Source organism: Blautia pseudococcoides, from assembly GCF_001689125.2.
Lineage (GTDB): Bacteria > Bacillota > Clostridia > Lachnospirales > Lachnospiraceae > Blautia > Blautia pseudococcoides.
Genome location: NZ_CP015405.2, coordinates 5,058,188 through 5,075,222 on the forward strand (window position 1 = coordinate 5,058,188; position 17,035 = coordinate 5,075,222).

At 45.9% G+C, this 17,035-nt stretch carries 15 protein-coding genes and 1 pseudogene; 11 read left to right on the forward strand and 5 right to left on the reverse strand.

Translation table 11 applies throughout. The features are described 5' to 3' along the window. Positions 1–99: 99 nt before the first annotated feature. Positions 100–498 (forward strand): annotated as a pseudogene (locus A4V09_RS23730) (IolE/MocC family protein); the annotation flags it as partial. A 169-nt stretch (positions 499–667) separates the two neighbouring features. On the opposite strand, the gene A4V09_RS23735 reads toward A4V09_RS23730, so the two are convergent. Next, positions 668–1,441 (reverse strand): sulfite exporter TauE/SafE family protein, encoded by a 774-nt coding sequence (locus A4V09_RS23735; protein ID WP_065544507.1) that lies wholly within the window; start codon positions 1,439–1,441, stop codon positions 668–670. 1 nt (position 1,442) lies between these two features. Beyond that, a complete protein-coding gene (locus tag A4V09_RS23740) occupies positions 1,443–1,874 on the reverse strand; it encodes a MarR family winged helix-turn-helix transcriptional regulator (RefSeq protein ID WP_065544508.1) in 432 nt (143 codons plus the stop codon). A gap of 227 nt (positions 1,875–2,101) precedes the next feature. On the opposite strand from A4V09_RS23740, the gene A4V09_RS23745 reads away from it, so the two are divergent. From A4V09_RS23745 to iolE, 4 genes are all read left to right on the forward strand, one after another. Further along, positions 2,102–3,160, forward strand: a complete 1,059-nt coding sequence (locus A4V09_RS23745) for a LacI family DNA-binding transcriptional regulator (protein ID WP_065544509.1) — start codon at positions 2,102–2,104, stop codon at positions 3,158–3,160. A 63-nt stretch (positions 3,161–3,223) separates the two neighbouring features. Beyond that, on the forward strand, positions 3,224–3,412 hold the full coding sequence (locus A4V09_RS25045) for a hypothetical protein (protein ID WP_065544510.1): 189 nt from the start codon (positions 3,224–3,226) through the stop codon (positions 3,410–3,412). A 345-nt stretch (positions 3,413–3,757) separates the two neighbouring features. Beyond that, positions 3,758–4,768, forward strand: coding sequence for an inositol 2-dehydrogenase (iolG, locus tag A4V09_RS23755; protein ID WP_065544511.1), 1,011 nt, complete (start codon positions 3,758–3,760; stop codon positions 4,766–4,768). Between the two features lie 94 nt (positions 4,769–4,862). Next, positions 4,863–5,762: a myo-inosose-2 dehydratase gene (gene iolE, locus A4V09_RS23760; protein ID WP_065544512.1), complete on the forward strand. Its 900-nt coding sequence runs from the start codon at positions 4,863–4,865 to the stop codon at positions 5,760–5,762. 167 nt (positions 5,763–5,929) lie between these two features. Here iolE and A4V09_RS23765 read toward each other — a convergent pair whose 3' ends face one another. Next, positions 5,930–6,691: a DeoR/GlpR family DNA-binding transcription regulator gene (locus tag A4V09_RS23765; RefSeq protein ID WP_065544513.1), complete on the reverse strand. Its 762-nt coding sequence runs from the start codon at positions 6,689–6,691 to the stop codon at positions 5,930–5,932. A 233-nt stretch (positions 6,692–6,924) separates the two neighbouring features. On the opposite strand from A4V09_RS23765, the gene A4V09_RS23770 reads away from it, so the two are divergent. The 3 genes from A4V09_RS23770 to A4V09_RS25825 all read left to right on the forward strand — a co-directional run bounded on the left by A4V09_RS23770 (position 6,925) and on the right by A4V09_RS25825 (position 9,422). Next, positions 6,925–8,169, forward strand: coding sequence for an MFS transporter (locus tag A4V09_RS23770; protein WP_065544514.1), 1,245 nt, complete (start codon positions 6,925–6,927; stop codon positions 8,167–8,169). Positions 8,170–8,199: 30 nt separating this feature from the next. Beyond that, the gene (locus tag A4V09_RS23775; RefSeq protein WP_065544515.1) at positions 8,200–9,048 is read left to right on the forward strand and encodes a class II fructose-bisphosphate aldolase; all 849 of its coding nucleotides are present in this window, start codon (positions 8,200–8,202) and stop codon (positions 9,046–9,048) included. 248 nt (positions 9,049–9,296) lie between these two features. Next, a complete protein-coding gene (locus tag A4V09_RS25825; RefSeq protein ID WP_274537182.1) occupies positions 9,297–9,422 on the forward strand; it encodes a hypothetical protein in 126 nt (41 codons plus the stop codon). Positions 9,423–9,610: 188 nt separating this feature from the next. Here the strand turns inward: A4V09_RS25825 and A4V09_RS23785 are convergent, their stop codons facing one another. Next, positions 9,611–10,504, reverse strand: a complete 894-nt coding sequence (locus tag A4V09_RS23785; protein WP_065544517.1) for an AraC family transcriptional regulator — start codon at positions 10,502–10,504, stop codon at positions 9,611–9,613. Positions 10,505–10,871: 367 nt separating this feature from the next. Between A4V09_RS23785 and A4V09_RS23790 the strand changes: the two genes are divergently transcribed. Beyond that, entirely contained in the window at positions 10,872–12,326 is a 1,455-nt protein-coding gene (locus A4V09_RS23790; protein WP_242963899.1) for a beta-L-arabinofuranosidase domain-containing protein, read from the forward strand. 179 nt (positions 12,327–12,505) lie between these two features. Here the strand turns inward: A4V09_RS23790 and A4V09_RS23795 are convergent, their stop codons facing one another. Continuing rightward, positions 12,506–12,907 (reverse strand): DUF3783 domain-containing protein, encoded by a 402-nt coding sequence (locus A4V09_RS23795; RefSeq protein WP_065544518.1) that lies wholly within the window; start codon positions 12,905–12,907, stop codon positions 12,506–12,508. Positions 12,908–13,151: 244 nt separating this feature from the next. Here A4V09_RS23795 and A4V09_RS23800 point away from each other — a divergent pair, with 244 nt between their 5' ends. Beyond that, entirely contained in the window at positions 13,152–13,823 is a 672-nt protein-coding gene (locus A4V09_RS23800) for a Crp/Fnr family transcriptional regulator (RefSeq protein ID WP_065544519.1), read from the forward strand. 293 nt (positions 13,824–14,116) lie between these two features. Then, entirely contained in the window at positions 14,117–16,981 is a 2,865-nt protein-coding gene (locus tag A4V09_RS23805) for an ATP-binding protein (protein WP_065544520.1), read from the forward strand. The last annotated feature ends 54 nt before the right edge of the window (positions 16,982–17,035 follow it).

Here is a 17,035-nt window from a genome sequence, read left to right on the forward strand (position 1 = left end):
AATATTTCCGATTTCAGACATGGTGAATTTCTGGTATCCTTTATTCAAGAACAAAGGAACGGCCCGCTGGGGAGTTTGATAAGTAAAGGAGAATAGATCATGTTTAATAAGGAAAAAGTAAAATTAGGAATCGCACCGATCGCATGGACCAATGATGACCTTCCCGACCTGGGAAAAGAGAATACCTTTGAGCAGTGTGTCAGCGGGATGGCGCTGGCAGGCTTCATAGGCTCAGAGGTGGGAAATAAATATCCGAAAGACCCGGAAGTGCTGAAAAAAGCCCTGGAACTCCGCGGCATTGAAATCTGCAACCAGTGGTTCTCTTCCTTCCTGATCACAAAGCCTTTTGAGGAGGTGGAAAAAGAGTTCCGCGCACAGCTTGCTTTCTTAAAGGCAATGGGTTCCAAGATCATCGGCGCGTCCGAGCAGAGCCACAGCGTGCAGGGAATGCAGGACACCCCTATCTTCGGCCATAAATACGTGATGAACGATGAGGAGTTAGATCACAGGTAACGATCCGGTAAGACTATCCGGTTACTACAGGCACGGAACCGTTATGATCGTGAAACAAAAAGATACTGCCGCAGAACAGGACCTGAAGGGAACTGTTTTGACAGCAGTATCTTTTTTTGTGGAAACAGACTTGATGAGCCGGCTGTTTTATTTGTCAGCTTAAAAATTTTACCCCGACCATGAGCAGCCCCAGAAGAGACAGCACTACGCCGGTGACACGGTTAAGGGTTTTTGCAGGTGCTTTGTTTGCGAACAGAGCGGCAACCCTGGCGCCCAGAAAGGTAAACAGGATGCAGAAAAACAGTGCGCCTAAATCGGGCAGAGAACCATCAATGAAGAAATGGGAGGCAGCTCCTGTAAATGCGGTGAAAGCCATAATAAATACGCTTGTGCCAACAGCTGTCTTCAGTTCATAGCCCAGTACGCTTGTGAGAATGAGGAGCATCATCATACCGCCGCCGGCGCCAATGAATCCGCATATAAAACCAATGACAGCTCCGCACAGAAGGGAATGAATGATTTTTTTCTTCTCACTTTTCTTTTCCTGTGCGCTTTTTTCTGTCATGACAGGGCGTATGATAAATTTAATACCCAGGAGCAGTGTCATGAATACGGAAAAGCTGCCCATGGTGGTGCCGGGAAGCAGGGATGCAATATAACTTCCAAACAGGGTAAATGCAAGAACAGAGAAAAGCATGATGATACCGTGCCGGACATCCAGGTTTCCATGCTTTTTGTAGGTATAGGCTGAGACCGCAGATGCCAGTACATCAGATGCAAGGGCAATTCCCACAGCCTGATAGGGGTCAAAATGCAGGAAAGTGATCAGCATGGGGGAAATCACGGCGGCAGCGGAAAGTCCGGCAAGTCCGGTTCCTATACCTGCCCCCATACCTGCAAGAAGATATACAATTAGTTTCAGAATCATATTAAAGTGCCTCCTTAATGTTTTTCGCTATTTGTTGAAACGCCAGTCTGACTTCTTTTTTTCTTTCTTCCGGGATATCCCGGGTGATCAGGGTAAAAACTTCCTCCTGGGCTTTTTTTAAATCGGCAAGTGCAGTGCCGGCCTCCGCAGTGAGCCGCAGATGTGTGATCCTTCGGTCCTTTAAATCCGTTGAGGTGGTCAGGTAGTTTTTTTGGACCAGTATCTCTATGGATCTGGAGACGTAAGATTTTGCAATCCCCCGGATATTTACAATGTCTCTGGCTGTGTCGAAACCGGGATTGTTGCAGAGGAAGAGGAGGATGTCAGCCTCTGTTTTGGAAATTTCATAGGGGGCTGTGGTTTCGCCTATTATCCGTGAATATAGCTGATGGAAAAGCCAGCTTGTTGTTAGAATATCACTTAGTGTGTTCATTGGTACCTCCTGTTTGAAAAGAGTGGTGGAAGGCTTGTATAATAGTTCTATATAAAACTGTTCTTTATAGAACTATTATACAGAAAATAATGCCCATGTCAATAAGAAAGCAATTCCCATCTGAGAATGCGGATATCTCTTGCACATTCTGCAAGGGGATTATATAATAAGCATAGACATTGCGTGCCCAGGAACGCACACAGGGAGGCGCGCGAAAAGGAGACAGTATGGGAGTGACAATACGGCAGATAGCGGAGGCGGCCGGAGTCTCACGGGGAACTGTGGACCGGGCGCTTAACAACCGGGGCAGGATCAAGCCGGAAGTGGCTGCGCGGATCCGACAGATCGCAGAGGAGATGGGGTATAAGCCCAACCAGCTTGGACGGGCCCTTTCCATGAGTAAAAATAATATTAAAATAGGGGTGATCCTTCAAGCGGCGGAGACACCTTTTATGCAGTGCGTCCTGGAAGGCATTGAGCGGGCGAAGGAAGAGGTGGACAGCCTGGGCGGCACGGTCATTCTATGTAAAATTCCTCATATAAGCTGCAGCGATACCATAGATGCTATGGAGTATATGAGAAAGGAAGGGGTCAGCGCCATCGCCATGGTGCCTATTGAGGAGGAAGAGATCAAGGCGCATATCAACCTTTTTGTAGAGGAATACCAGATTCCCATCGTGACCTTTAACTCTGATATGGAGGATACCAGGCGGCTTTGTTTTGTGGGACAGAATGCTTTTCAGTGCGGACGTGCCGCTGCCGGTCTGATGGGGGAACTGGTGGGGGGCTGCGGAAAAGTAGCTGTCATATCCGGATATAGTTCTAATCCCTCTCTGAGTAACCGTGTCCTTGGTTTCGATTCCGAGCTGAAGGTGAAATACCCGGATATTGAGCTGGTGGGACCGGAATATTGCTTTGAGGACAATCACCTGGCAGGACAGGCAACAGAAAAAATTTTGAAAGAAAATCCGGATTTAAAAGGAATTTATATGACCTCCCACGGTGAGGAGGGTGTGTGCCGGATGCTTTCAAAATATGGCAGGGCAGGTACGGTTAAGATGATCGCCAATGATTTTATGGGAAAAAACTATGAACTGATGCGGGAGGGAAGTATCCATTTCCTGATCGGACAGGATGCCCAGATCCAGGGATATGAGCCTGTCATGATCCTTTTCCGGCTTCTCTTTAATGGGGAACAGCCTAAAGGAGAGCTGCAGTATACGGAGATTTTCATCAGGAATGAGTATACCATACCGGAAGATATGGATTGCTGCGGCATACAGTAGAGAGTTGTATCACTGGCAGCCAGGCGGGGCAGAGATCACAGACTGCGCCCATGAAGGTCCGAAATGATCACAGATCCCTGGGATGGGCTGGGGGTGTATGTGAGTGAGGATGCTAAGAAGTGGGAAAGATGTTCCAATATATTGAAGACTCCGGGTATCCGCAAAGACGGCGGCGTGCCGGGAGCACATGTACAGCGCGGAGGATATGATTTCAGAAAACCGCAGAAACCGCAGTTCTATCCAGACAGCTGAACTTCTTGTGCGGGATGGAGAACTGGTCTGTGAGCGGGATCAGGTGGAAATAGATTTGGAAGATGCGGAGATTTAAAGAGAATATAGTTTGTAACAGTTCGGCTTGTCCTACTGTTACTATAGTTTAAGGATTTGCACTCCGGGATAGATGGCTTATTTTATATCAGCTGTCCATCCGGAGTGTTTTTTTGGTAAAATTGAATAGAAATATTATGGTAAAATTGTACAATTTCCCGGGTTGCGTTTTCGGGCACGCAGTGCTATTATAACATTATCAGCAATGCGTGTTCGGGCACACGAAAAGAACACATAAATAAATCTCAAAGTATAAAGGAGAAGAAAGAAATGGTAAAAGTAGGTATAATCGGAGCAGGCAGAATCGGAAGAGTACATATCACAAGCATCAGCACAAGAGTAAAAGATGCTGTTATCAAAACAGTTGCAGACCCGTTTTTAAATGATGAGACAGCAGCATGGGCTAAGAGCATGGGTGTGGAGCATACAACAAAAGATTACAAAGAAATCATCAATGACCCGGAAATTGACGCTGTGTTGATCTGTTCCTCCACAGACACACATTCTCCAATCTCCCTGGAAGCCATCAAAGCAGGAAAACATGTTTTTTGTGAAAAACCAATTGACCATGATGTAGATAAGATCAAAGAAGTGATCGAAGCCCTGGAAGGAACCAACCTTAAATACCAGGTAGGATTTAACAGAAGATTTGACCATAACTTTGAGGCCGTTCAGCAGGCTGTCGCAGCAGGCAAAGTCGGCAAACCGGAGATCATCAAGATCACTTCCCGCGACCCGGAACCGCCCAGTATTGACTATGTAAAAGTTTCCGGAGGCATGTTCCTGGATATGACGATCCATGATTTCGATATGGTACGTTTTCTGGCCGGCTGTGATGCCACAGAGGTTTATGTACAGGGTGCCAACCTGGTTGACCCGGCTATCGGAGAAGCAGGGGATGTGGATACAGCAGTTATCACCTTACAGATGGAAAACGGCGCTATCGCTGTTATTGACAACTGCAGAAAGGCTGTTTACGGATATGACCAGAGAGCAGAAGTATTCGGCTCTGAGGGAATGGTTGCAGTCAGCAATGACAGCCAGTCTAACGCAGTGATCAGCAACGCTGACGGTGTGACAGGAGAGAAGCCGATGTTCTTCTTCCTGGAGAGATACATGGACGCATACGGAAAAGAGATCGGAGCATTTATTGATGCCATCGTTAATGACAAAGAAACGCCTCTGAATGTTATGGATGGACTGAAACCGGTGCTTATGGGACTGGCTGCAAAGAAATCCTGTGAGGAGCACAGACCGGTTAAGATTTCTGAGATCATGTAATTAAGAGCAGCATACTACAGATTTCCCTCCGGCTGTCAAAAGACAGCCGGGCGGGCTGCAAATATCCCTTTTGACAAAGACAGGAGAGCAGATCATGTTTAATAAAGAAAAAGTAAAATTAGGTATTGCACCGATCGCATGGACCAATGATGACCTTCCCGACCTGGGAAAAGAGAATACCTTTGAGCAGTGTGTCAGCGAGATGGCGCTGGCAGGCTTCACAGGCTCAGAGGTGGGAAATAAATATCCGAAAGACCCGGAAGTGCTGAAAAAAGCCCTGAAACTCCGCGGCATTGAAATCTGCAACCAGTGGTTCTCTTCCTTCCTGATCACAAAGCCTTTTGAGGAGGTGGAAAAAGAGTTCCGCGCACAGCTTGCTTTCTTAAAGGCAATGGGTTCCAAGATCATCGGCGCGTCCGAGCAGAGCCACAGCGTGCAGGGAATGCAGGACACCCCTATCTTCGGCCATAAATACGTGATGAACGATGAGGAGTGGGAGACCTTCTGCACAGGAATGAACAAGCTTGGCAGGATCGCAAAAGAAGAGTACGGGATCAGTCTGACATTCCATCACCACATGGGGACAGTGGTACAGGACCCGGACGAGGTGGAGCGCATGATGGCGAATACAGACCCGGAATATGTGAGTCTGTTATTTGATACCGGTCATTTCACCTACTGCGGGGCAGACCCTCTGGAGATGGTGAAGAAATACGTGGGCAGGATCAAACACGTACATTTAAAAGATATCCGTCCGGAAGTGGTGGAAAAAGTAAAGAAAGAGAATTTAAGCTTCCTGGAAGGCGTGCGCCTTGGAGCCTTCACCGTACCGGGTGACGGCTGCATAGACTTTGAGCCGATCTTCAAAGTGCTGGAAGATGCAGGATATGAAGGCTATATGCTGGTGGAGGCAGAGCAGGACCCTGCAAAGGCCAACCCGCTGGAATATGCCGTGAAGGCAAGAAGATTCATTGCCGAAAAGACCGGTTTATAAAAATAGTTACCTCTGAATGAAAATGGAATATATTGAAAACAACCGTAACTGTGAATCTGCGGAACAGTTACAAACAGCCAAAGGCATCGGTTCCTGATGGAGCCGGTGCCTTTGGCTGTTTTTCGCCTTTGGTGCTATGGCAGGAATGGAGACGTTACGCTTAAGATTCATGCCAGGTGGACAGAAATCCCGTATTCCCTGCAGTAATCCTGATATTCCACGGTAAGCGCCTGGTCTGTGATCACATGCTGTACTTCATTTAAACGGCAGTAAGTCATCAGAGCGAATTTCCCGAATTTTGTATGGTCAGAAAGCAGATAACGTGTCCGGCTGTTCTGGATGACCGCTTTTTTAACGGCATATTCCCCAGCGGAGGCATTGGTCAGGCCGTTTTCAATGGTGACACCTGTGGATGCCATAAACGCTTTGGTGATATTAAAGGTGCGCAGATATCCCGGAATCTCACTTCCCACAAAGGAGAGCGTGTCCCTGTTTAGTATGCCGGGCAGGGAGATGACTTGCAGATTGGGGTATGGAACCGCGCGGATAAAAATCTGCAGGCTGTTTGTGATGATGGTGCAGTTCAGGTGTGACAGGCAGTCTACCATATTCAGGCAGGTGGTACCTGTGTCAATATAAATCACATCTCCGTTCTCGACAAAGGATGCGGCTTTTTTTGATATGGCGTCCTTCTCCGCACTCAGAACCGTGTGGCGCTGTTCATAGGGCAGCAGCCTTGTATCAGAGGGCTGCTGTGTGCTGACCACACCGCCGTATACCTTTTCTGCAGTTCCCTTTTTTACAAGATCGTCAATATCCCTTCGTATGGTGTTCTTGGATACATTGAATTTTTCACACAGGGTATCCAGAGATACGGATTTTTCCTGTTCAATGAAAGCCTCTATTAAATCAATTCGTTTTGTGCGCATAATCTTATCCTTTCAGCATCCCCTTGGGAAAACCACATCCCGGGACAATTACTTTTTTCCATGGAATCTGATATAAGTATAGTATATTTTGGGTAAGTTGTGAAGAGATAAATGAAAAAGATGCAAAATATAATCAAAATCTATTGACTAAATACCCAAAAGGTGCTATTTTAAATACAAAGAGATAACCAAAACATAATAAAAAGTTTATCAAAAGAGGAAGGGAAGCTATTATGACAGGAAAAGCAAATTCTAAAACAAAATACCTGATTCTCATATTTGGTGCCTTTGCAGTATTTTTTACAGGGTATCCCCATATCTGGTCCATCTACCAGCCATATGCCATGGAGCTGACCGGCTGGAGCCAGAGTCAGGCATCTATGTGTTTCTATCTGTATTTTGTCACATTTGTACTGGGTAATATTTTCGGCGGCCGTATTCAGGATAAATACAGTCCCAGGATAGCAGTGATCTTCGGAGGCGGTATTTTCACAGTGAGTGTTCTGCTCTGTGCGCTGGCGCTCCGTCCGTCACCAATGATGATGTATTTTACATACGGAATTCTGCAGGGATTTGGACAGGGTATGATTTATACCACCATCATCTCCACCGCGCAGAAATGGTTTCCGGGAAGGACCGGATTCGCGTCAGGCGTCATTGTGACTGCCAACGGCTTGTTCGGATTTTTTATGGCACCATTTTCAAGAGCACTGCTCTCGGGTCAGGGAATTAAAGTGACATTTCTTGTGATCGGTGCTATGATAGGCATCTCCTGGATATTTGCAAGTATTTTTATTAAAAATCCGGATAGTTTACATAAGACAGGGGAACATGAAGTCCACAGATTTGAGGGAAAACAGTATTCCTCCATGGAGATGATCAAGACCAAAAAGTTCTATTTCCTTCTGGCAACCATGCTGTTCGGCCTGATCCCATACCTTATTTTATCCCCCCTTTCCCAAACTGTTCAGATGGATAGGGGAATCGCATCAACCGTGGCAGTGGCAGCAGTTATGGCAGGCTCAGTATTCAATGCGGGTACACGCCTGGCACTCCCCACAGCAGCAGATAAAGTGGGCAGGATCATTTGTCTGAAAGTGGTTCTGGCGGTGGCAGCGGCAGCCATGGTGCTGCTGGTCATAGCTCCGGCAGCAGTCACAACCGTCTGCGTGGTATTGGTATATGCATGTTATGGCGGTATTATGGGCAGCTTCCCGTCGCTGACAAGCAACATATTCGGCATGGCACATTCCGGTGAAAATTACGGATACGTTATGCTGGGTATCGCAGTTGCCACACTGGGAGCCCCTGCGATCACAAACACAGTTCTCGGACAGGGATATGACATCAACGTGGTATTTGTCATCGGGGCTGTCTGCGCGGCAATTTCCTTCCTGTTCCTGCTTCTTCTGGAGAGGGAAATGAAAAGGGAGAAATCAGAGGTTGTGGCAATGGGAACGAAAAGTTTTGCGAAATGAATTTATTGATATAAAGGAGAGGAAAAAATTATGGCACTGGTAAAAATGAAAACATTACTGGAAAATGCAGCAAAAAACAACAGAGGATGCGGTGCATTCAGCGTAGGCAATATGGAAATGGTAAAAGGAGCTGTCCGTGCGGCTGAGGAGCTTGACACTCCCATCATCCTGCAGATCGCGGAAGTCCGTCTGAAACACTCCCCTCTTGATCTGATGGGACCCATGATGGTGCAGGCAGCCAAATCTGCAAAGGTGGATGTTGCGGTGCATCTGGATCACGGCCTTACCTTTGAGACTGTGCAGAGAGCTTTGGAACTGGGCTTCACCTCTGTGATGCTGGATGCCTCCACACTTCCTTTTGAAGAAAATATTGCAGACACCAAAAAGGTTGTGGAGCTGGCTGCAAAATACGGTGCGACCGTGGAGGCAGAGCTTGGCCTGGTAGGCGGCAGCGAGGACGGAAGCTGCGACCACGGCATTCGCTGTACAGACCCGGATGATGCCAAAGTATTCGCGGAGCAGACCGGTATCGACGCTCTCGCGGTGGCCATCGGAAATGCACACGGAAATTATCCGTCAGCCCCAAAGCTGGCCTTTGACGTGCTGGAACAGATTCACAATAAAGTGGATATCCCTCTGGTACTTCACGGAGGCAGCGGCATCACGGATTCTGATTTCCAGAAGGCTGTCTCTCTTGGGATCAAGAAAGTAAATATTGCAACAGCAAGTTTCAACTGTCTGACAAAGAAGGTGGAAGAGTACATTGCCACAGAGGGAAAACACAATTACTTTGACTTGAATGAAGCGATGGTACAGGGAACATATGAGAATGTGAAACGTCACATTCTGGTATTCAACACACCGTACCGGGCACAGTAAGGGAAGTATATAGAAAATAAAGCACCGGATAACAGTGTAAGCTGTTGTCCGGTATTTTAAAACATTAACGGGGAAATGGTGGTTTACATAAAAAGGGGAAAGACTTGTGAGGGAGATATTGTGAAAGAGAATAAAACCGGTGTAAAGACAAAATATCTGATACTGATATTTGGTGCCTTTGCCATATTTTTTACAGGGTATCCGCATATTGGGTCCATATATCAGCCATATGCCATCTGGGGGGAGGTATGGATATCAATGTGGTATTTGCCATAGGTTCCCTGTGCGGCGGGGCGGCACTTGTATTTTTACTGCTGCTGGAGCGGGAGTTAAAAAGAGAGGCGGCTGTACAGACGCAGCCTGGAATAGAATAAACACAGAGGAAAAGGTCCGGTTTTGATATGATACCTCCTAAGTAGACAAGGTAAATAACCAAAATCTACTTAGGGGGTAATTTTTATGCCAAAATCAAAACATTCTACTGAATTCCCAGCTAAAGTTTCACAAGAATATCCAGATGGCAAAGGGTCAGAAACGGTCTACTTGACAGGGGGCATATCATTTATGCTCCGGGCCTTTTTTGTGCTCTGTATTCTTTAGGGGTCATATTTGTATACTCCCGAAAGACTTTATTAAAGTAAGAAGGGGAGGAAAAGCCCACAAATTCAGAAATCTTATTGATGCTCAGATTAGAGGTTATGAGCATTTTTTTTGCGTTGTCGATCCTGATCTGTATGATGGCTTTGTTTGGGGTGATACCGTATTCTTTTTTCAGGCAGCGTATGATATGGACCGGGTGGAAGTTAAAATAATCGGCAATGCTTTCCAGGGTGAGCTGTGTGTGAAAGTTCTGCAGTATGTATTCCATAATATTGGCAGCCAGCAGTTCCGAGGAATTTCTCTGGGGCTGGAAAACCTGCACAAAGCTCAGCAGCCTGAAGAAAAGCTCCTGGCACTCCAGGGGGGATAAAGGGGCCTGATCCTGGGTCTCCTTCTGCTGGTATTTGTCTATATTGGCTGAAATCAATTTTGAAAATATGGATGTGAATTCACTGCTTTCCATGGGTGTCATTTTTTTATATAAGGGAAGGGTGAGGGTGCTTTTCCGGTCTGTATAGGTACTCAGGGATTTCCGTTCTTCTTTCACCAGATGGAATTCACCGGCGTATTGATAATTTCCCACACTTCTGAAATGAAGCCAGTCAAATTTAGTCTTTTCCGCCACTTTTTTGTGGCCGTAATGGGTGGAGTCCGGTTTTAAGATAAGCAGTTCATTTTCCCGGAGATGATAAGCAGCATCTCCGTCCGTAATATAAAGTTCCCCGTATTCAATAAAAATCAAATCAAAGATACCGATATTGCTTCTTCTGCCGTGTGCGTCTCCGGGACGGTAAAGCGCAGACCCGGCAATAATGAAATGGGGGTAAGGGGGAGTAGAAAAGTTCACATATTCCATGGCGGCCTCCTATCAAATATGTTTATATTTTACTATAATTATAAATGAATATTTGTTGTAAATCAACGATTAAAGAAAAATATTGCATGATGATGTGTTGAATTATTACAATTTTATGCTGTTAATATTTTACTATTTTGGGTAAAGAATATGAATTTACTTATAGAAAAAGCTTTTGTATAATATACCCAAGATATCGGTCCGATACAACGTAAAACACATCAAAATGCATAATGGGGCAGACAAAAGGGGTCTGCATCCGAGGAGGAAAATTATGAAAGCAGGAAAAATGAAAAAATGGGCAGCTCTTTCTATGACATCGCTTATGGCAGTTTAGAAGCAGTGGTCCAGCGCCAGGATCGGAGATTTGCTGTACTGTATCCAGTGGTATTGTGAGCAGGGAGAGAAGGAGCATATCCATACAGAGGGTGTTTCGTTTGACATCCATGCACTGGTGCAGATGCTCCGTGAGCAGGCGCTTGACTGGGCTGATATATTTGAGAATTTTCCATTTACCAGGCCCGCGGGTTATTACTATAACTGGGATAAGGAGTACAGCCATTTTTCATGGGAGGATTACCATGACACCATGAAATACCACGCCAATCATATTGTAAATGTGACCATGGGATTTAAATATCCGGCAATGCTGTCTTATTTCTTTGAAGACAGGGATTATGAGGCAATTTCCCTAGCAGGAATGGAGAATGCCCGGAAATATCACGGGGTAGCAAGCGGCGCTGTAAACGGAGATGAGCATTTAAGCGGAAATAACCCTTCCCAGGGCGCGGAACTCTGCTCCGTGGTGGAGTACATGTTCAGCCTTCAGACCATGCTGGAAGCCTTCGGCCTTCCAGGATTTGCGGATCAAATGGAGCGGCTGGCTTACAATGCGCTGCCTGCCACCATCACAGAGGATTTTATGGCCCATCAGTATGTACAGCAGGCAAACCAGGTGCTGGTCAGCTGGGCCAAACGATGCTGGTTCAATAATAATGAGGAGTCCAACATGTTTGGGCTGGAGCCGAATTTTGGCTGCTGCACAGCAAATATGCATCAGGGCTGGCCGAAGTTCGTGAAGAGCCTGTGGTACAGAGCGGAGGATCTGGGATTGGTTTCCATGGTATTTGCCCCATGCAGGCTGGAGACAGAGGCAGAGGGAAGAAAGGTATGCATCAGGGAGGAGACAGAATATCCTTTCAAAGATAAAATTACATTCCACGTGGAGGAAGCCTCCCATGAAAACCTGGAATTCCGCATCAGAATTCCCCAGTGGTGCAGCACCTATAAACTATACAAAAACGAAACTTGCATAAAAGAAGAGGATCACAGAGAAAAGACAGGAGTCATAATGCCTGTGTGCAGAGGGCTTAAGACAGGTGATGTGATCCGGGCAGAGTTTTCCATGGACATTGAAAGATCCTATTGGTTCCATAACAGCATGGCAGTGGAAAGAGGTCCCCTGGTGTATGCCCTGGACATGAAAGAAAGATGGAAAACAGTAAAAGAGGTAGCCGGAGTCAGGGATTATGAGGTTTATCCGGAAAGTGCCTGGAATTATGCATTGGAAGAAAGTCCGGCTTTTGAAGTCAGCATAAACCCAGTGGGAGAAACACCTTTTTCAAAAGCGCATCCTCCGGTGAAGCTGAAAACTAAAGGGCGGCGGCTAGACGCCTGGGAACTGGAAGCAAACAGCGCGGGAATCCTTCCAACCAGTCCCGTACGTCCGGACGGTGAGGAGGAAGAGATTGGTTTGATCCCTTATGGCTGCACAAAACTGAGAGTCAGTCAATTTCCATGGTACATAAACGAGGACAGATAAATGCACCTGGAGGGGAAACTAAAATACTATGCAGGGAAGGTCCTCAGACGACCGGGACGGTATGGAATACTCTGCAGGGGGCAGCGGAATCCGTCTTACCTTAAATTCTTATATGACAGCAGCAGCCTATGGGCTATAAAACAAGGCTGAGGGAACGCATCACCTGCGTTCCCCCAGCCTTATTTTTCCTCTTCTCTATCCATAAAATCTCTGTGTTCTTCCTCCAGCTCTTTTACAAGATGAGCAAATGTCCAGAAGCAGTTCTGGGATGTGAGGACTGCTTTTAAGGCAACGGACGGAAGTTCTCCGTTCTTCATCATACGAAGAAGGTGGTTCAGGTTATCGTCAGTGAAATTACACATAACCATAACATCCACAGGAATAGAAGGAAGGTTTTCCAGCATGGATATTTTCCGCGGAGGAAAGCCTTTAATTTTCGCCAGATATCCCACTGTCTGCAGTACATTTTGTGGGAGTATGGGAGAAAAATCAAATCCCATACGGCGTGCCGCTTTTTCCAAAACTTTTCCCTTTTCCGTCTGCCCATTGTTATAGTATAAAATATTGGGTCTGCGAATCATAACAATCCCTCCAGGCAGTTTTCATAATTTCATCATATACTATATGTTATGAATTTTCAACGGGGTTCTTACATCTTTCGTAAATATTAATGAAGTGGGGAACGAAGCTGGCTGCCAAAGGAGCATAGCAGACACCCCCGCCAGCCCGTCCCCTTTCAATTCAAAGTGACAAATTACCTAATTTACGAACCCACCCAAAAATGATAAAATAAAACAAGCAAACAAAAAGGTGGAATAACACAAAATGGACCAACTGGGGAATTATGAAAAAATATTAACACACAGCTGCCTGTTCAGACAAAAAAATAAAGAAGAACTCAAAAAACTTTGCAGTCTCCTCGGAGGAAGGATACAAGACTACGGTAAAGGACAACTACTCCTGCACGAGGGCGACACTGTGGGACAGTTAGGCATTGTTCTGGAAGGGGAGGTGCGCATTGTGCGCATTGATATGGAGGGAAATGAAAGACTCTTCCAGAAACTGGTCCCCTCCTATATGCTTGGCGCAGATGTTGTCTGCACTCCCACCCGGCAAAGTCCCTATTCGGCCTACGGCAGCCAGGATGCAAAAGTCTGGTATTTTGACTGGATGCCGGGTCATGAAAAATGGGAGGAGGAGCTGGAACGCAGGCTGATGGAGTTCATAGCCAATGAAAACGTAAGGAAGTTTTACAGAATTGATATTCTCTCCACCAAAAGTGTGAGAATGAGAGTATTAAAATACCTGCGCATTCAATGCCGCAAAAGAGGCAGTGATACCGTGGAGATCCCCTATTCCAGGGAGGAAATGGCAAACTATCTCTGCGTAAACCGCAGTGTTCTGTCCGATGAGCTGGGTAGAATGCAGGAGGAAGGGCTGATCACGTTCCGCAAGAACCGCTTTACACTTTGCGAAGGAGTTTCTTCCTATAAATAATAGGCGAAAAAACAAACTGTGAAAATATATAAGAAACAGGAAAGAAACCTGTCTTTATCAGTGAAAAAATACAATGAAATTCATCTGCTGCATTTTTACATGGTAAAGTAATAACAAGAAGAAGCTTTAAAATCCCATGATTTGGTGAAGTATTGACAGTTGTGTCCGCATTAGAGTATACTTAACACAGTATAATTTTTGACTTTGGGACTGTAAATGGAGGTTACTGTCCATGAGGCTCCTGCTTTGCAGGGCTGTGACCAGTGACCGATTTAGAATATGAGGGATGAATTGTGGCGAACATCAGTGTACATCTTTTGGGAAGGCCTTATGTAGAGGTAGACGGAGAACGTGTGAATTTTCCGTATAAGAAAGCAGAGGGTTTTTTCTATTACCTCTGTGTGAAGAAGACAGCTACAAGGGAAGAGATCATATACGTGCTTTGGGGTGCGGACAATGAGAATGTGGGCAGAAAGAACCTGAGAGAAGCGGTTTACCAGATCAAAAAACTGCTGGGCAAAGAAATTCTGGTGACAGCAGGCCATACCAGTATCTCTCTGAATCCGGAGTGTATGCCCGATATTGACTGGGACCATATCAGTGCGGAGAACATTCTGGAAAACGAGGAAGAGGGATTTCTCTCCCATTTTATGATAAAAAACAGCTACGAATACGAAGAGTGGATCACCTCCATGCAGGAGCAGTACAATCAGGCCTTTATAAAATGTGCCAGGGAAAAGCTGTACGACGCAGATGCCACAAAAGATGTGGATCTGATTCAAAAGTACAGCAATATTCTGCTGAAGCATGATCCCTACAATGAAAAGCTGTACTATGAGATTATGGACATCTATGCGGTGAATGGAAACTATAATATGGCGATCAAGCTGTATTACGATTTGGAGAAGGTTCTGGCTGATGAACTGGGTGTGGAGCCGTCCCCGGAGATCAAGGAACTGTTTCACCGCATTTTTAATGTAAAAGGTAATACCACTGTGGAAGCCGCTGGCTGGAATGCTCCTTTTTTGGGCAGGACTTCTGAAATATACCAGGTCAGCGAGTGTATTGTGGGCACAGGGAAAAGCCGCCATCCTCAATGTGTGGCGATCAACGGGGAGGACGGAGTGGGAAAATCAGCCCTTCTTGATAAGGCAAAGAAGATGGTACGGGGTTATCAGATGATCCCTCTGTATGCTGCCTGCTACAGGGAGGAGTCCGAATTTTTCCTGCGTCCCTGGAATGATATCTTCTGGGAGGTGGAGCAATGCGTGGAAAACGGGCTGCTGGAGCGCTCCATCACAAAGGAGGAGCAGGCACAGCTTGACCGCTTCTTCAAAGGCAGTATTCTGGGGGATGAGAAACCCCTTGGAAGACTCACATATCAGCTTATGGAGAAGGCCATTTTGGATATGTTCCGCAAAATTGTGGAGAAGCATAAGGTAGTGCTGTTTTTTGATGATATCCAGTGGATGGATACCATGAGCTTCCAGCTGTTGAACAGGATCTTGCTGACCCTTGGGACAGAAAGGATCCTGCTCATGTGTACCTATAACCAGAACAATGATGTGGAGGTTATGGAATCGCTGGAGAAACTGATGAAAAAGGATTATCTTCATGTGATCTCTTTGAACCCTTTTACGGAGGAGGAGACCATGGAGCTGCTTCGCAAGTATCTGCCTGAACTCAATGGGGATGAGCAGAAACAGAAAAGCATTTACCAGATGACGGATGGAAATGCATTTTTCCTGATGGAGCTGGTCAGTCTCATAAAAGAAAAAGGATATACCCTGGAAAAATCCCAGAAGACCAACAATGTGATAAAAGCCCGGCTCGCAGGTCTGCCGGAAACGGAAAATGAAGTGCTGGACTGCATGAGCATGTTTCCGGAAAAGATCAGTATTGAGGAGATAGAGCTTCTGCTGCCAAAGATGGACAGGCTGACGCTGGTCCGCATTTTGGAAAAACTGCAGGAGCGCCATTTGATCAAAGAAATCCTTGTTGGCTGGAATGTCTACTATAAATTTGAGCATCAGGTATTCCGCCAGTTTATCTACGAGCGCCAGAGCGAGGGCAAGAAACGCATGTATCATCAAATGCTGGCTGAGTATTATGAGTCAAAGGCTGAGGGGAAGAAAAATTTTGGGTATCTTCCAATGACGATCCACCACTATGAGAAGTGCCATAATATGGTGAAAGCGTATCAATATAAGATTAAATATCTGAAAGAGTATTATACGATTGTCAATGAAAACTTTCCTGTACTTCATTGGGAGATGGAATATGGCGACGACAACTATGGAGTGACCTTTGAGGCAAATGAACTGTTAGAATTGGCCCAAAAGGTGATCCAGTTTGACGAGGATTCTCATCAGCTGCAGGAAATGAAAAAGGAAATGTATTATATCAAGGGCCGTTTTGACATTGCTGTAGGAGATTACGCGTCCGGCATCCGCAATATTGAGGAGAGTATGAAACTGGCTGAGATGCTGGAGGATAAAAAGTCTCTTCTGAATAATTTCAAGCAGATGATTTTTTACGGGATTCAGGTGGAGGACCTGGAGCTGGTAAAAAAATACGTGGATGAAGGCCTGTCCCTGATAAATGTACAGGAACCGGATGAAAGGGGGGCCTTTATGAGGCTGAAAGGCTGGTACCTGCTCCATGAAGGCAGATATGAGGAGTCCCGCCAGACTCTGACAGAGGCTCGCCAGATATTTGAGGATTACAGCGGAAGAGATTCCCGCTATATTATGAGCATTGCGGCATGTTATAACTATATCGGGGATGCCTGCCGTGCTACCGGTGACTACCAGTCAGCCCTGTCCTACTATAAAATTGCCATAGAAAAGGGAACCGGCAAGGTGGTCACAAACGGACTGGGGCAGTTCTATTCCAATGCTGGCCAGATTTATTATATTCTGGGAAAGACAAAAGCAGCCCGGGAGTATCTGGAACAGGCCATCGCTTGTTTTGAAAGACACGGATATTACTGGGGACTTGAGAGGGCTGAGGCATATATGGCACTTGTCCTTCTGGATCAGGGAGAGACAGAGCAGGCAAAAAGCCATTACAAAAAGGGGGTACAGCTCTCGGAAAAAATGAATAATCCGACCACGGTGAAAGTTTTGAAGGAGATCAAGAATAAAGCGGGATTCTGATAAAAGGTTCCCGCTATAAAAAAATATTTTAATTTAGCCTGATAATACGAAAAA

Coding starts and splice junctions, on each gene's coding strand:
- A4V09_RS23795 (WP_065544518.1), bottom strand. CDS start 12,907: ATGATTCGCAGACCCAATATTTTATACTATAACAATGGGCAGACGGAA.
- A4V09_RS23765 (WP_065544513.1), bottom strand. CDS start 6,691: ATGCGCACAAAACGAATTGATTTAATAGAGGCTTTCATTGAACAGGAA.
- A4V09_RS23770 (WP_065544514.1), top strand. CDS start 6,925: ATGACAGGAAAAGCAAATTCTAAAACAAAATACCTGATTCTCATATTT.
- A4V09_RS25045 (WP_065544510.1), top strand. CDS start 3,224: ATGATCACAGATCCCTGGGATGGGCTGGGGGTGTATGTGAGTGAGGAT.
- A4V09_RS23745 (WP_065544509.1), top strand. CDS start 2,102: ATGGGAGTGACAATACGGCAGATAGCGGAGGCGGCCGGAGTCTCACGG.
- iolE (WP_065544512.1), top strand. CDS start 4,863: ATGTTTAATAAAGAAAAAGTAAAATTAGGTATTGCACCGATCGCATGG.
- A4V09_RS23800 (WP_065544519.1), top strand. CDS start 13,152: ATGGACCAACTGGGGAATTATGAAAAAATATTAACACACAGCTGCCTG.
- A4V09_RS23775 (WP_065544515.1), top strand. CDS start 8,200: ATGGCACTGGTAAAAATGAAAACATTACTGGAAAATGCAGCAAAAAAC.
- iolG (WP_065544511.1), top strand. CDS start 3,758: ATGGTAAAAGTAGGTATAATCGGAGCAGGCAGAATCGGAAGAGTACAT.
- A4V09_RS23785 (WP_065544517.1), bottom strand. CDS start 10,504: ATGGAATATGTGAACTTTTCTACTCCCCCTTACCCCCATTTCATTATT.
- A4V09_RS25825 (WP_274537182.1), top strand. CDS start 9,297: ATGGATATCAATGTGGTATTTGCCATAGGTTCCCTGTGCGGCGGGGCG.
- A4V09_RS23735 (WP_065544507.1), bottom strand. CDS start 1,441: ATGATTCTGAAACTAATTGTATATCTTCTTGCAGGTATGGGGGCAGGT.
- A4V09_RS23740 (WP_065544508.1), bottom strand. CDS start 1,874: ATGAACACACTAAGTGATATTCTAACAACAAGCTGGCTTTTCCATCAG.